Source organism: Mesorhizobium sp. P160187 (assembly GCF_057766425.1).
On sequence record NZ_JBYMDX010000003.1, the window covers coordinates 1,686,996 to 1,701,372 of the forward strand.

The following is a 14,377-nucleotide window of genomic DNA, read 5'->3' on the forward strand; positions in this document are numbered from 1 at the left end:
AGAACTCAGTGCTTTTCCTGCTTGATCTTTTCGGGCCCTTATCTAGCCTCCTCACAATCGATGGGGGCAGCTGACAATGAAGCCGTGGTTTGTGGCCCTGCCTGCAATGGTCGTCATGCTGGCCGGTTGCCAGACTGGGCAGGAGCAAGTGAGACAGGATTCCGAGGCGGCATTCGATCGCTGCGTCAGCAAGGTGGCCATATCGAATATATCGGCCAAACACGAGATCGCCGCTTTTATGGGCGTTTCCCTGGAGCGCATGCCGCCACTGCTGTGCCGCCGCCTTGTCGATGCCATGAAGACCGGCCGGCTGACCTTCTCCGACATAAACCGCCTCCAGTTCGACCAGTCCACGGACATCTGGAAGGTCATAAAAGGCGGGTAGCCGCTCGGCTGCTGAACGGTTTGAACGCCAAAAGCTCCAGTCCTTGCAGAAAAGCCCGGCGCATGGCCGGGCTTTCCGTTCTTCGATCTGGATATTTCTATCAGCCGCCGTCGATCGCGTCGGCGATCTGGGCGATGGCCTGCTGGTAGACGCTGGCGGAATTCCAGCCGGCGATGGCCCCCATATTCGCACTTGCGCTCGCACCCGCCCGCCAGCCATGAGCCTTGAGAAAGTTGGCCGTCGAAGCCAAGGCCGTCGCCTTGTCGCGCAGATTTCCGTTGCCGACGCCATACTTCAGGACATTGCCGGGCAGGAACTGCGTATGGCCGATCTCGCCATGCGCAGCGCCGACCGACGAGGCGCTCAGCGCGCCGCGATCGACCAGCTTCAGCGCCGCAATGGCATGCGGGTAAAAGAAGCCCGGGCGACGGCAATCATAGGCAAGCGTCAGAATGGCGGAGACCGTGTTCTGGTTGCCCAGGGAGGCTCCGAAGCCGGTTTCCATGCCCCAGATGGCCAGCAACACGCCCGGCGACACCCCGTAATTGCTCTCGATCCTGTCGAACATCGCTGCATTCGACTTCTTCAGCGCACGGCCCCTGGAAATGATCGCAGCTCCGCCACGACGCTTCATGAAGGCGTCCACCGAACCGCTGAACGCCTTGTGGATGGCGCGGTCGACGGAGATTGTCTTTGTCGCGTAGCTGGCACCGGCCAGAGCAGCCAGACCCTTCCCGCCGACACCTTCGGACCTGGCCTGCGCGGCAAAGTCCTGCTTCCACGCCTCGAAGCCCGCGCCGGTCTTGCCGCAGCTGGCCGCCGCCTGCGCGCCCGTCGCCAGCGCAAGTACCGCGACCACCGCGGCAGCAATAATCTTTCCCTTGGCAAGCAATGCCATGCTTTTTCTCCTGATTGCCTGAATCACGTCCCGGTTGCGAACTTGCCAGCGAAACGCGCCATTGTCACCGTACCCCCGGCGCTACCCTGGCCAATGCAGCGGAATTTGCTTACGATCAAGTGCTTATTGTGGCCGAAACGCCCGGTGCCGGGCAGGCGAATTCGCTGCTCGGGTAAAAAGAGGTGACGGGGGCATGGAACGGCGGCCCGTGGCGGGCGTTTGGGCGAGGCGCCGCTCCGCACCATATTCCTCCTCTGACGCCATACGCCAACGCCTGACGCATCGAGATCGACATGAAACTGTTCGACTGCCCGCATTGCGGCCACCGCCTCTACTTCGAGAATGCGCAGTGCCTGAATTGCGGGAGTCTCGTGCTTTACGATCCCGAGCATGCGCGCTTTGCCTTGTCTGACGTCGACGGCATCTTCCACTGCACCAATGCGGATGAATGCGCCTGCAACTGGATGGCCGAACCGGGTCATACCTACTGCCGCGCCTGCGTGCTGAACCAGCTGATCCCCGACCTCTCCGTCGACGGCAACCGCCGCCGCTGGATTCGCGTCGAGGCGGCCAAGAAGCGCGCCGTCTATTCGCTGCTCGCCTTCGGCCTTCCGGTCGTGCCCAAGCACAAGCACGGCGACGAAATCGGCCTCGCCTTCGACTTCATTGCCGATCCGATCGGCGGCGGTCCCGGCGGCGAACGCATCCTTACCGGCCACGACAACGGCCTGATCACGCTCAACGTCGCCGAGGCGGACTCGGCCGAGCGCGAGCGGCGTCGCGTCGAGATGGGCGAAAATTACCGCACGCTGCTCGGTCATTTCCGTCATGAGCTTGGCCATTACTACTGGGACCGGCTGATCCGCGACGAGCCGCAACGGCTCGATGCCTTCCGGGCGCTGTTCGGCGACGAACGCCCCGACTACGAGCAGGCGCTGAAGGCCTATTACGCCAATGGCGCTGCGCCCGACTGGCAGCAGAACCACATCTCCGCCTATGCGACGTCGCATCCATGGGAAGACTGGGCCGAGACCTGGGCGCACCATCTCCACATCACCGACACGCTGGAGATGGTGCACGCGCTGAATTTTCCACTCGGCCAGCTTGAGACGATGGAGACCAATGTGCTGCCGCAAGGCGACACCGGCGGCCGGTTGCAGGCGGCGCCCGCGGAACCTGACGCCGTGCCCGAGCCGTTCGAAAAGATTCTCGCCCGCTGGCTGGTACTCTCGGAAGCCTCCAACTCGATCAACCGCTGCATGGGCCTGCCCGACCTTTATCCCTTCGTCATTTCGGACGTGACGGCGCAGAAACTCAGCTTCGTGCATGAGCTTTTGACCGGTTTGCCGAAAGAAACCGGAACAAATCGTGAGCTGGCGTCGGTATTTTAGCCGGAACGCATGCGTTCTGGTTTCGTTTGGTGTCGCGAGGGACCATGAAAGGGAGAGAAACCATGAGACGCATATTGTTTCCGGCCGTCGCCGGGGCGCTTGTCGCGATGTCGGGTGCGGCACTCGCCGATACCGCCGTCTCGGCCGTCACCGATCTTAATGTGCGCGCCGGCCCCGGCCCGCAATATCCTGTGATCGGCGTGCTCGCCGCCGGCCAGTCGGCGACGCTCAATGGCTGCATCGAAAACAGCAAATGGTGCACCATTGCCGAAGCCGGAGGCCAGGGCTGGGTCTATTCCGACTATGTCACGGCCGATTTCGGCGGCAACCGGGTCGTTCTGACACGCCGCCCCGCCAACGCCGCCATCACCGTGGTTACACCGCCGCAGGATGATTATCCCGATACCTATACCGGTGCGATTCTGTCCGACGACGGCCCCGTCGACGCCATCGACAGGCCACCGGCGGAAGTCGGCACCTATGTCAGCACGCACCGGCTCGATCCTGTCTATCTCGAGGGCGAGGTGGTGACCGGTGCCACCTTGCCCGACACGGTCGAACTGCGCGAAATCCCCGACTACCGCTACCGCTACGTCTATGTGAATGGCCAGCAGGCGCTGGTCGACCCGCAGACACGGCGCATCATGTACGTCGTGCGCTGATTTTGCCTGGAAAGAATGACAAGTGAACTCGTGCCGCCCTCCTGCCGAGGCTGAGGGCGGCAAAAGGGTCGCTGAACAGCAGCAATTGCGCGAGAGCCGACGATCCCCTAGATCATGCGACCCGATGCGTTCGGCAGAGGAACTCGCGTGATATCAGATCCAGCCGCCTTCGAGCGCTATAGCAACACGGCCACCGAAAAGACGAACCTGCCGCGGCTGATAATTGGAACGGCAGTCGTCGTCCTGTTCTGGGTGGCGATCACCCTGGTTGTGGTGCTTGGCGGCACCTATGTCGCGATCGTCTGGCATGTATTGCCGGACGATCCGCGCGGGCCGCTTCAGGGCTTTCTGGCCTCGCCCATCGGCATACTCACCGCACTCACCTCGTTTACCGGCATCTGGCTCGGCCTCTGGCTTGCCATGCGTTTCGTCCATGGCGAGCCGCTCTCGGCGCTTTTCGGCGCCAGTCGCCGCGTGTCCTTGTCGGGCTTCCTCAAGGGCCTGGTCGCGGTGCTGATCACATCGGCGCTTTCCGAAATCCTGCTCTACTGGCTACAGCCCGAAATCGCCCGCGGCACGATCAACCTGTCGACCTGGCTGCTGTTCCTGCTCCCGATCGTGGCGCTGACCCTGCTGCAGACCTCGTCCGAGGAGATGCTGTTTCGCGGCTATCTGCTGCGCGGCCTGGCCAGGCGCTTCGAGAGCCCTTACGTGTGGGCGCTATTGCCCGCTTTGCTGTTCACCTCCTTGCATTGGAGCCCGGGCTCGACCCCCGCCATCAACGCCTGCGTGCTGGCCTCGATCGCCGCCTTCGCCTTGCTGTTGACGCTGGTGGTTTATGTCACCGGCAATCTCGGCGCCGCCTTCGGCGCCCATCTCGGCAACAATCTCACCGGCTTCCTGCTGATCTCGCATCAGGAGAACTACAATTCCTTCGCCCTGTTCAACGCCAAGCCGCTGGAAGGTCCGGACTGGACGACGACGGATGCCGTCATCATCGCCGCCATCGGTATCGTCTGCACCTTGCTGACGATCCTGCTGCTTCTGCACCCGCGCTCGCCGCTGAAGGTTACGGCCGACCCTCGGGATGCAGGGTGAACTAAACAGGGACCGATCCAGAGACCGGGAAGCCGCCCTTGTCTTGACTCTTCGGCCGATTTCCTGTCTACAGCCCCGAAATCCGCGACGAGTATCCCTCCGAGCAAGCCGACCAGGACGCCAAAACCTTTTGAGGTGGGTGCTGTAAACAGATCCTGGAGGCCAACACCCGGCAGCGCTGAGCGCCCCCGGGTGCTTTTTGGTTTTGAGCTTTGCTTGGATGAGCGGCGCGAACGCACTACCTCTCGGGCACCATCGGGGTGCCTGAGAAAAAGGAAACGGAATGTTTGAATCGCTGCAGGAGCGCACAAGAGGCGTGGAGGGCCATCGGCCCGACAGGGATCACCATGAATCCAAGGCGCTCTCGCGCGGCGGGTTGACCAATGTTTGAATCACTTCAGGAGCGCCTTGGCTCCATCCTGAACGGCCTGACAGGCCGCGGCGCGCTGTCGGAGGCTGATGTCTCGGCGGCGTTGCGCGAGGTGCGCCGTGCGCTGCTCGAAGCCGACGTTGCGCTGGAAGTGGTGCGTTCCTTCACCGACAAGGTGCGCGAGAAGGCCGTCGGCGCCGCCGTCGTCAAGTCGATCAAGCCCGGACAGATGGTCGTCAAGATCGTCCATGACGAGTTGGTCGACATGCTCGGCGCCGAGGGCGTCGCCATCGACCTCAATGCGCCGGCGCCGGTCGTCATCATGATGGTCGGCCTGCAGGGCTCCGGCAAGACGACGACCTCCGCCAAGATCGCCAAGCGCCTGACCGAGCGCCAGAACAAGAAGGTTCTGATGGCCTCGCTCGATACGCGGCGGCCCGCGGCGCAAGAGCAGCTGCGCCAGCTCGGCGAGCAGGTCAAAGTCGCGACGCTGCCTGTCATTGCGGGCCAGAACCCGGTCGACATCGCCAGGCGCGCCGTCCAGGCAGCCAAGCTCGGCGGTCATGACGTCGTCATCCTCGACACCGCCGGCCGCACCCATATCGATGAGCCGCTGATGGTGGAGATGGCCGACATCAAGAAGGTGTCGAGCCCGCACGAAATCCTGCTGGTCGCGGATTCGCTGACCGGCCAGGACGCCGTCAACCTTGCCAAAAGCTTCGACGAGCGCGTCGGCATCACCGGTCTGGTGCTGACCCGCATGGACGGCGACGGCCGTGGCGGTGCCGCGCTTTCGATGCGCGCCGTCACCGGCAAGCCGATCAAGCTGATCGGCACCGGCGAAAAGATGGACGGGCTGGAGGAATTCCACCCCAAGCGTATTGCTGACCGCATCCTCGGCATGGGCGACATCGTCTCGCTGGTCGAAAAGGCCGCCGAAAACATCGACGCCGAGCAGGCGGCGGCGATGGCCAAAAAGATGCAGTCGGGCAAGTTCGACCTGAACGACCTTGCCGGCCAGCTTCAGCAGATGTCGAAAATGGGCGGCATGGGCGGCATCATGGGCATGATGCCCGGCATGGGCAAAATGAAGGACCAGATGGCCGCCGCCGGCCTCGACGACAAGATGTTCGGCCGCCAGCTCGCCATCATCTCGTCGATGACCAAGGCCGAGCGCGCCAATCCGGACATGCTGAAACATTCGCGCAAGAAGCGCATCGCCGCCGGCTCCGGCACCGATGCGGCCGAGATCAACAAGCTCTTGAAAATGCATCGCGGCATGGCCGACATGATGAAGGCGATGGGCGGCAAGGGCAAAGGCGGCGGCCTGATGCGCGGTATGATGGGCGGCCTTGCCTCCAAGATGGGCCTCGGCGGCATGATGCCGGGCGGCCCCGGCGGCATGATGGGCGGCGGCATGCCCGACCTCTCCAAGATGGATCCCAAGCAGCTCGAAGCCTTGCAGAAGCAGATGCCCGGCCTTGGCGGCATGAAGGGCCTGCCCGCCCCGAGCGGCGGTGGCCTGCCCGGTCTGCCCGGCGGCATGAAGCTTCCAGGCCTTGGCGGCGGTGGTCTGCCCGGCCTCGGCAAGAAGAAGTGAGGACGCTATGAACGAAGAAAAAGACATGGCCGACGCACGCACCATCCTGGCCGGCTATCGCGCCTCGATCGACAACATCGACGCCGCCCTCATTCATATGCTGGCCGAGCGCTTCCGCTGCACCAAGGCGGTCGGCGTGCTCAAGGCCGAGCATGGCCTGCCGCCCGCCGACCCGGCGCGCGAGCAGGAGCAGATCACCCGCCTTCGCCAGCTGGCGAAGGACGCTCATCTCGACCCCGATTTCGCGGAAAAATTCCTCAACTTCGTCGTCCGCGAAGTGATCCGCCATCACGAGCAGATCGCCGCGTCCAACGGCGCAAGCAAAACCGGCTAACAAAGTGCATGTCGCCCAAAAGTGCGCAGCGGTTTTGGGACAACGACCTGCACCAGACAAAGCCATTAACCCAACACTGACATCAGAAATTTTAGGAGAAATGAAATGCCCTTGAAGATCAGACTGGCCCGTGCGGGCTCGAAGAAGCGCCCTTACTACCACGTCGTCATCGCCGACGCCCGTTCGCCGCGCGACGGCCGGTTCATCGAGTCGATCGGCTCGTGGAACCCGCTGCTGCCCAAGGACGGCGAGCGCGTCAAGGTCGACGCCGACCGCGTCAAGCATTGGCTGTCGCACGGCGCTCAGCCGACCGACCGCGTGCTGCGCTTCCTCGATGAGGCCGGCCTCCTCAAGCGCGAAGCCCGCTCCAACCCGAAGAAGGCCGAGCCCGGCAAGAAGGCGCAGGAACGCGCCTCTCTGCTGAAGAAGGCCCAGGAAGACGCTGCCGCCGCCGTTGCCGCCGCTGCTGCAGCCCCGGCCGAAGCGGAAGCCGCCACCGCCGAATAAGCATCGCGTCATCGCATCGACAAAACGGCGGGCCTGTGCCCGCCGTTTTGCTAATGTGCGGCGATGTCATATGCGTTCGAACGAAAGATGACTGAGCGGACCGTCACGGAAGAGACCCTTTTCGGCGGCGTAGCCGGAACGCTGTTGCGATGCGCCGGCGCCACGACAGGCGTCGTCGTGCTCAGCGGATCGAGCGGCCGCATCGACGTCACCCGGGCCCGGCTCTTTGCCAAGGAAGGAGCATCCGCTCTCGCGCTACAATGGTTTGGCGGCGAAGGTCAGGTGCCCGGCATTTGCGAGATCCCGCTCGAAACGTTTTTCGCGGCGACCGACTATCTTGTCCAGATGGGATGCCGGCGCATCGTCTATGTCGGGACCTCGAAAGGCGCCGAGGCCTCCCTGCTTGCGGCGGCTCACGATCCACGCATCGGCCTCGTGGTTGCGATCAGCCCGACATCGGTGGTCTGGGGCAATATCGGGCCGGGCCGCGACGGCGTCAGCTGGCCGGAACGATCGTCGTGGACGCTCGAGGGGATTCCTTTGCCGTTTGTCCCAAGCAATCCCGCTTGGAACGCTGAGTATGTCGATGGTCTGGTGTCCTACCGGGGGCTCTTCCTACGTGCCTTGCAAACCTTCAAGGACGCAGCGGCCAAGGCTGCCATTCCCGTCGAAGCTATTTCAGCCGACATTGTTGTGGTTGCGGGCGGCGACGACGCGCTATGGCCATCGCTGGATTTTGCCCAGTCGATCGTTCGGCGTCGCCAGGACACCGCAATGACCACCTGCCTCGTCTCAGTGCCCGACGCCGGCCACCGCATTCTGCTGCCGGGCGAAATCACGCCGCGCTCGAGGCTGCATGCCCATGGCGGCAATGACGACGCCGACACGCGCCTGGGCCGCCTGGCTTGGGAGCATATCCGGGGATTGCTGTAGCGCAGGCAGCCAATGGTCCAGCTGCCTTGGGCAACAGCGAAACCGGCGATCTATAGCCGCCGGTTTCCGATGTTGGACCTGGCTGTGTTCAATAACCGTCGGGGCAGCTGGCGATATAGGTGCGCCCGTTCCGGCCGCGGTAGCGACATTGACCGCTTTCGCTGGCACGGCCGATCAGCGCGCCGGCCACGGCGCCGACGGCGCCGCCGACGACGGCCCCCTGAACCGGATCATTTGCCACAGCTGCGCCAACCGCCGCGCCGCCGAGGCCGCCGACCGCGGCACCCTTTTCGGTTTGCGAGCACGCGCCCAGCGCGGTCGCCAGTACCAGAATGATCATCGCTCTTCTCATTATCGTTCCTCTCTCACGCGGATCGCCGTCCTCGCCGCCACGGTTCTAACTCCCAGACGGCTGATTTGATCCCGATGACGTGAGAGATCGCGGTGTCCGCGCCGGTCACATTCGTGCCGACCGCCGCCGAGCTTGTTGAAATTTCAGGCTTTTCTACCTTTCGGCTGCCTTTTTCAGATTGGCGAGGCCAGCCTCGAAATCCTTGCCGATCAGCGTATCGAAACTCATGACCAGGCCCATCAGCTTGGCAATGAAGGGCCGGCTGCCGCGCATTGCCCAGGTGACTGCGGTGGTGTCGCCCGAGGGCTTCAGGGTGAAGTCGACGCTGTTGTTGGCCCGGAACGGCTTCTCGAAGTCGAGCTTCAGCGACACCAGCGAGGATGGCACGGAATTGACGATCTCCATGCGTCCCTTGCCGGCCTTGGCATTGCCTTCCCAGGCGTAGGCGGCGCCCTTGCCGGCATCAGCGCCCGACAGCGTGCGCTTCATCAGCGGGTCGAGCTTTTCGTAGGGTGACCATTCCGGCCACTGCTTGAAATTGTTGATCAGCGGAAAGATCGCTTCCGGCGCGGCCTTGATGCTGGCGGTGCGGGCGGTGACGAAATCATTCGACCTCGTCGCCGCATAGATGAGCACGGCGGCGATGATGACGACCAGGAGGATGAGAATGGTGCTGAGCATGTTTTTCTCCTCGCTTAACGGCTGAACGGGATCAGGGCGCGCACGCTTGGGTCGCGCAGATAGAGACCGCCCCACAGGATGATGCCGAGATAGACGCTAAACAGCGTGTGCGAAAACAACGGGCTGCCGACGCGCATATTTGTGGCGATGGCGCCGCCGAGATAGCCGGTGAGCAGGATGGCGCCGAGCACCGAGGTGCGGGGCAGCGCATAGAGCGCGGTCGAGATCAGCCCGATAATGCCGAGCGTGCGCGCGACATTGACATCGGCCGGCCAGCCGAGCGGCACCATGGTCTGGGTGACGACATCGAGCGGCGGCAGCTTGATGACGCCGTCGAAGATCATGAACAGGATGATGAGGCCGCTGAGCACGCGGCCGGTCCACAGGGCGCCCGATGAGACGGGCATGGTTTGAGAAATACTCACGGGTGTTCCCTCCTAAGCGGTTCGAGCCGTTTGCTGGCTTCGGACCAAGGACGAGCGATGGGGCGGCGATCCTACAGGGTGCGGATTCTTTTTGGGTAGCAGCAAGCAAAAGCCGCTGCGTGGCGATCCTTCACACCCCCCTCTGGCCCGCCGGCCATCTCCCCCGCAAGGGGGGAGATTACACGCTCGACCGCTTCGGCAATGTTCCATGAATGAGCGGAGCATCGAAACCGCCGATCTCCCTCGTTGCGGGGGAGATGCCCGGCAGGGCAGAGGGGGTGCTGTCCCTCGACCTTGACGGACTATCGACATCCACCAGTCACGGCTATTGATAGGGCTGGGCGAGAGACGAGCGAATGGCCGGCGAGACTGATCTGAAAAAGCTGCTGGCGGCGATGACGCCGGAACTGCTTCCCGGCGTCCATGTCTTCGCCACCCTGGTCCCCGGTGCACCGGTTCCCGAGACGCTCAATCCGGTGATGCTGTTTCGCGAGAAGGAGGGCACGACGCTGATCTTGCCCGAAGACCAGGCCGCCGGGCTGCAGTCCGCCTTCCGCTGCCGCATGATCACCCTGAACGTCCACTCCTCGCTGGAAGCCGTCGGCTTCCTCGCCGCCATCACCGCCCGGCTGGCCGCCGCCGGCATGGGCGTCAATCCGGTCTCTGCTTTCTATCATGACCATCTGTTCGTGCCCGCTGAGCGGGCCGAGGAAGCGATGGAGTTATTGCGCCAACTGGCCAAGGATAACGCCGGCTGAATATCAAGCTCGACGCACGTAGAGAATATCCGGCAGGCCTTCTTCGTTGGTGGTGCCCGCGCCGAACGCCTCGGGGCGAAAGCCATGGCGCTCGTAGAAGCGACGCGCGCCGGTGTTGGCCTGGAAGCAATGCAGTTTAACGATCCGTAGCGCGGCGGTCGCTTGCACCAGCAGCCGGCTGCCTATGCCTTGCCCCGTCCAGGCGGGGTCGAGATAGAGCTGTTCCACCCAATCGCCGCTGAGGGCAATGAAGCCGACAATGCCGGTGCCGGCCTCGGCGACCGTCACCTGCTGCCGGGACAGCACGATCTCGCGGATGAAGGCAAGATCCTCATCCGGCGTGTGGATGACCGGCATCCAGGAGAACGAGCCAAGTGCGGCCCGCATGACAATGGCGATGGTCGCGGCATCCAAAGCCGTGGCGGGGCGCAGCACGATTTTGGTGGGATCGTTCAAAGGCGTTTCTCAACAGAGGTCAGCGCTGCCCTCATCCCCCTGCCGGGACCTTCTCCCCGTGAACGGGGAGAAGGAAGGCTTCGGCCGAAGGCCGAGCCCGCGACTACGGGCCGCCGGCTTTCCGGCGCCCCGCGGAGGGCCAGCCGCGGCAGCGGCGATACGGCCCGTGAGCGATAAACGGAATCGGCCGAAGGCCGAACCCCGTGAGCGAAAACAAACCAGCCGTCAGGCCGCCTTCTTCTTCGGCTGGATCAGGCCGCGCTCGACCAGAAGCTCGGCGATCTGCACCGCGTTGAGCGCCGCGCCCTTGCGCAGATTGTCGGAGACGATCCACATCGACAGGCCGTTGTCGATGGTCGAATCCTCGCGGATGCGCGAGATGAAGGTGGCGTCCTCGCCGGCCGATTCCAGCGGCGTGATGTAGCCGCCATCCTCGCGCTTGTCCAAGACCTGGCAGCCTGGCGCTTCGCGCAGGATGTCGCGCGCCTCGTCGGCGGTGATCGGCTTTTCGAACTCGATGTTGACGGCTTCGGAATGGCCGATGAACACCGGCACGCGCACACAGGTCGCCGTCAGCTTGATCTTGGGGTCGAGCATCTTCTTGGTCTCGGCGACCATCTTCCACTCTTCCTTGGTCGAGCCGTCGTCGAGGAAGACGTCGATATGCGGAATGACGTTGAAGGCGATGCGCTTGGTGAACTTCTTGACCTCGACGCCATCGGCGACGAACACCGCGCGGGTCTGTGTAAAGAGTTCGTCCATGCCCTCCTTGCCGGCGCCGGATACCGATTGATAGGTGGCGACGACGACGCGCTTGATGGTGGCGACATCGTGCAGCGGCTTCAGCGCCACGACCAGCTGCGCCGTCGAGCAGTTCGGATTGGCGATGATGTTCTTGCGGGTGAACAGCGAGATCGCATCCGGGTTCACTTCCGGCACGATCAGCGGCACGTCCTGGTCGTAGCGGAAGGCCGACGAGTTATCGATGACGACGCAGCCCTGCTTGCCGATCTTCGGCGACCACTCCTTCGAGACGTTGCCGCCGGCCGACATGATGCAGATGTCGGTGTCGGAAAAATCATACTGGTCGAGCGTCTTGACCTTCAGCGAACGGTCGCCGAACGACACTTCGGTGCCCTGGCTGCGCCGCGAGGCCAGCGCCACGACTTCGCTTACCGGAAAGCCGCGCTCTTCCAGTATGTTGAGCATTTCGCGCCCCACATTGCCCGTGGCGCCGACTACCGCAACTTTGAAACTCATCAGAAATCTCCTGTCCCTCTCCGCTTGGTTTTTGGAGAAAACCCGCCGGCCAATGCGGGTTTTGTCCCCCGGGCCGGACCCGGGAGAGGGTGGTTAGGCCAAGGGAATCACACCGTTTTGGTGGTGGTTTTGGCCATAGTTTTGCTGGAACGGTAAGACGCGCCAACGCGCCCGGCCCCATGATTGTGGCCGGGGAAGTCGAATGCAAGAAGAGCCATCAGAAGGCCGCGCATCGAAAATGATCCCGTTCGATGCCGGCTTTTACGCGGTTTGCGTCAGGAGTCAATTGCGGCCAGGCACACGCCTGCCCTGTACAATAGCGGCCGCAAGAAGTACGAACGCCCAAATAGTGTTTGGCTGGCGTGCGTCAGCCCCGGCATGTGCTCCATGATGAGCCCAGACCCTGAATTCCGAAAGAGTGAGATGTCCAATTTCGAAGCTATTGTTCCTGCGCTGGCAGAAGCGCTGGAAAAACGCGGCTATACCGAGCTGACGCCAGTGCAGAAGGCCGTGCTGGAGCTCGGCGAGTCCGACGCTCTGGTGTCGGCGCAGACCGGCTCAGGCAAGACCGTCGCCTTCGGCCTCGCTTTGGCACCGACCCTTCTTGGAAGTGCCGAACGTTTTGACCAGGCTGGCGCACCGCTGGCGCTGGCCGTGGCGCCGACGCGCGAGCTCGCTCTGCAGGTGATGCGCGAATTGCAATGGCTCTACGCGCCGACCGGCGCCACCGTCGCGTCCTGCGTCGGCGGCATGGACATGCGCTCCGAACGGCGCGTGCTGGAGCGCGGCGCCCACATCGTCGTCGGCACGCCCGGCCGCCTGCGCGACCACATCACCCGCAACTCCCTCGACATGTCGGCGCTGAAAGCCGTGGTGCTGGACGAGGCCGACGAGATGCTCGACCTCGGCTTTCGCGAGGACCTCGAATTCATCCTCGATGCCGCACCGGCTCAGCGCCGCACGCTGATGTTTTCGGCCACCGTGCCGCGCTCGATCGCCACGCTGGCGCAAGGCTATCAGCGCGACGCCTTACGCATCTCGGCCGGCGGCGAGGAAAAGCAGCATCTCGATATCGAATACCGGGCGCTGAATGTCGCCTATCCCGACCGCGAGAACGCCATCATCAACGTGCTGCGCTTTTACGAGGCGAAGAACGCGCTGGTGTTCTGCAACACCCGCGCCGCCGTCAATCATCTGACGGCACGCTTCAACAACCGCAATTTTTCCGTCGTCGCACTGTCGGGCGAGCTCAGCCAGAACGAACGCACCCACGCGCTGCAGGCGATGCGCGACGGACGCGCCAAGGTCTGCATCGCCACGGATGTCGCCGCGCGCGGCATCGACCTGCCCAATCTCGAACTGGTCATCCATGCCGATCTGCCGACCAATCCCGAAACGCTGCTGCATCGCAGCGGCCGTACCGGCCGCGCCGGCCGCAAGGGTGTCAGCGCGCTGATCGTGCCCAACGGCGCCCGCAAGCGCACCGAGCGCCTGCTGCAGAATGCAGGGCTGAAGGCGACATGGGCGAGCCCGCCCTCGGCCGACGACGTGATCAAGCGCGACGACGAGCGCATCCTTGCCGATCCAGCCTTCGACGAGCCGGTGGCCGAGGACGAGCGCGGCTTCATCGACGCGCTTCTGGCCAGGCATGGCGCCGAACAGATTGCGGCCGCCTTCGTGCGCCAATGCCGCGCCAGCCGCTCGGCGCCCGAGGAACTGACGGAGGTCGCGGCCTTCACGCCGTCGCGAGACAGACCGGCGGGCGAAAAATTCGAACGCCGCGACGAAGCGCCCAGCCGCCGCGACGATTTCGGCGACAGCGTCTGGTTCTCGCTGTCGATCGGGCGCAAGCAGAATGCCGAGCCGCGCTGGCTGATCCCGATGCTGTGCCGCACCGGCAACATCTCCAAGCGCGAGATCGGCTCCATCAAGATGCAGCAGGATGAGACCTACGTGCAGATCGCGGCCGACTGGGCCGATCGCTTCCTCGCCGCCGTCGGCCCCGACAAGAAATTGCAGGGCAACATTGCGGTGAAGCGCCTGGACGGCACGCCCGACCTGTCGCGGGCCGGCTACCAGGCGCCGAAGCCCGACAAGAAGCCGCATCGTGGCAAGCGCCCGTTCGAGGCGCCGCAAAGCGCACACAAGCCGAAAATCGAGAAGCGGGAACGGCCCCCCGGCGATGCAAAGCCTTGGGCCGGGAAACCGAAATTCGACAAGGCTGGACCGCCGAAGAACAAGAAACCGAAGAAGCGGCCGGTTTGAGG

The 14,377-nt window shown here is 63.7% G+C and carries 16 protein-coding genes; 10 read left to right on the plus strand and 6 right to left on the minus strand.

Annotated features, from left to right (window positions below; genetic code table 11):
- Positions 1-76 precede the first annotated feature (76 nt).
- Entirely contained in the window at positions 77-385 is a 309-nt protein-coding gene (locus AC3CCE_RS11575; protein WP_352627275.1) for a hypothetical protein, read from the plus strand.
- A gap of 100 nt (positions 386-485) precedes the next feature.
- Here the strand turns inward: AC3CCE_RS11575 and AC3CCE_RS11580 are convergent, their stop codons facing one another.
- Positions 486-1,283: a lytic murein transglycosylase gene (locus tag AC3CCE_RS11580; protein ID WP_023671711.1), complete on the minus strand. Its 798-nt coding sequence runs from the start codon at positions 1,281-1,283 to the stop codon at positions 486-488.
- 293 nt (positions 1,284-1,576) lie between these two features.
- On the opposite strand from AC3CCE_RS11580, the gene AC3CCE_RS11585 reads away from it, so the two are divergent.
- The 7 genes from AC3CCE_RS11585 (at position 1,577) to AC3CCE_RS11615 (ending at position 8,178) form a co-directional block, all read left to right on the plus strand.
- Positions 1,577-2,674, plus strand: a complete 1,098-nt coding sequence (locus tag AC3CCE_RS11585) for a zinc-binding metallopeptidase family protein (RefSeq protein ID WP_023671710.1) — start codon at positions 1,577-1,579, stop codon at positions 2,672-2,674.
- Positions 2,675-2,736: 62 nt separating this feature from the next.
- Positions 2,737-3,336, plus strand: a complete 600-nt coding sequence (locus tag AC3CCE_RS11590) for a DUF1236 domain-containing protein (protein WP_023671709.1) — start codon at positions 2,737-2,739, stop codon at positions 3,334-3,336.
- A 147-nt stretch (positions 3,337-3,483) separates the two neighbouring features.
- The gene (locus AC3CCE_RS11595; RefSeq protein WP_023702592.1) at positions 3,484-4,434 is read left to right on the plus strand and encodes a CPBP family intramembrane glutamic endopeptidase; all 951 of its coding nucleotides are present in this window, start codon (positions 3,484-3,486) and stop codon (positions 4,432-4,434) included.
- Between the two features lie 383 nt (positions 4,435-4,817).
- Positions 4,818-6,404 (plus strand): signal recognition particle protein, encoded by a 1,587-nt coding sequence (gene ffh / locus AC3CCE_RS11600; protein WP_352627272.1) that lies wholly within the window; start codon positions 4,818-4,820, stop codon positions 6,402-6,404.
- A 7-nt stretch (positions 6,405-6,411) separates the two neighbouring features.
- Complete coding sequence (locus AC3CCE_RS11605) at positions 6,412-6,738, plus strand: chorismate mutase (protein ID WP_023671706.1); 327 nt, start codon at positions 6,412-6,414, stop codon at positions 6,736-6,738.
- Positions 6,739-6,843: 105 nt separating this feature from the next.
- On the plus strand, positions 6,844-7,245 hold the full coding sequence (gene rpsP, locus AC3CCE_RS11610; protein ID WP_023671705.1) for a 30S ribosomal protein S16: 402 nt from the start codon (positions 6,844-6,846) through the stop codon (positions 7,243-7,245).
- An 87-nt stretch (positions 7,246-7,332) separates the two neighbouring features.
- Entirely contained in the window at positions 7,333-8,178 is an 846-nt protein-coding gene (locus AC3CCE_RS11615; protein WP_023756501.1) for an acyl-CoA thioester hydrolase/BAAT C-terminal domain-containing protein, read from the plus strand.
- A gap of 88 nt (positions 8,179-8,266) precedes the next feature.
- Here AC3CCE_RS11615 and AC3CCE_RS11620 read toward each other — a convergent pair whose 3' ends face one another.
- From AC3CCE_RS11620 to AC3CCE_RS11630, 3 genes are all read right to left on the minus strand, one after another.
- Positions 8,267-8,530, minus strand: a complete 264-nt coding sequence (locus AC3CCE_RS11620) for a YMGG-like glycine zipper-containing protein (protein ID WP_023756500.1) — start codon at positions 8,528-8,530, stop codon at positions 8,267-8,269.
- Positions 8,531-8,683: 153 nt separating this feature from the next.
- On the minus strand, positions 8,684-9,211 hold the full coding sequence (locus AC3CCE_RS11625) for an SRPBCC family protein (RefSeq protein WP_023694550.1): 528 nt from the start codon (positions 9,209-9,211) through the stop codon (positions 8,684-8,686).
- A 14-nt stretch (positions 9,212-9,225) separates the two neighbouring features.
- On the minus strand, positions 9,226-9,636 hold the full coding sequence (locus AC3CCE_RS11630) for a DoxX family protein (protein ID WP_023687655.1): 411 nt from the start codon (positions 9,634-9,636) through the stop codon (positions 9,226-9,228).
- Between the two features lie 356 nt (positions 9,637-9,992).
- Between AC3CCE_RS11630 and AC3CCE_RS11635 the strand changes: the two genes are divergently transcribed.
- Positions 9,993-10,394 (plus strand): ACT domain-containing protein, encoded by a 402-nt coding sequence (locus AC3CCE_RS11635; protein WP_023694551.1) that lies wholly within the window; start codon positions 9,993-9,995, stop codon positions 10,392-10,394.
- A gap of 3 nt (positions 10,395-10,397) precedes the next feature.
- On the opposite strand, the gene AC3CCE_RS11640 is transcribed toward AC3CCE_RS11635, so the two are convergent.
- Together AC3CCE_RS11640 and AC3CCE_RS11645 are read right to left on the minus strand one after the other, a co-directional pair.
- Positions 10,398-10,850, minus strand: coding sequence for a GNAT family N-acetyltransferase (locus tag AC3CCE_RS11640; RefSeq protein WP_023671699.1), 453 nt, complete (start codon positions 10,848-10,850; stop codon positions 10,398-10,400).
- A gap of 225 nt (positions 10,851-11,075) precedes the next feature.
- Positions 11,076-12,110, minus strand: a complete 1,035-nt coding sequence (locus tag AC3CCE_RS11645) for an aspartate-semialdehyde dehydrogenase (RefSeq protein ID WP_023671698.1) — start codon at positions 12,108-12,110, stop codon at positions 11,076-11,078.
- A 423-nt stretch (positions 12,111-12,533) separates the two neighbouring features.
- Between AC3CCE_RS11645 and AC3CCE_RS11650 the strand changes: the two genes are divergently transcribed.
- The gene (locus tag AC3CCE_RS11650; RefSeq protein ID WP_352512833.1) at positions 12,534-14,375 is read left to right on the plus strand and encodes a DEAD/DEAH box helicase; all 1,842 of its coding nucleotides are present in this window, start codon (positions 12,534-12,536) and stop codon (positions 14,373-14,375) included.
- Positions 14,376-14,377: the final 2 nt, after the last annotated feature.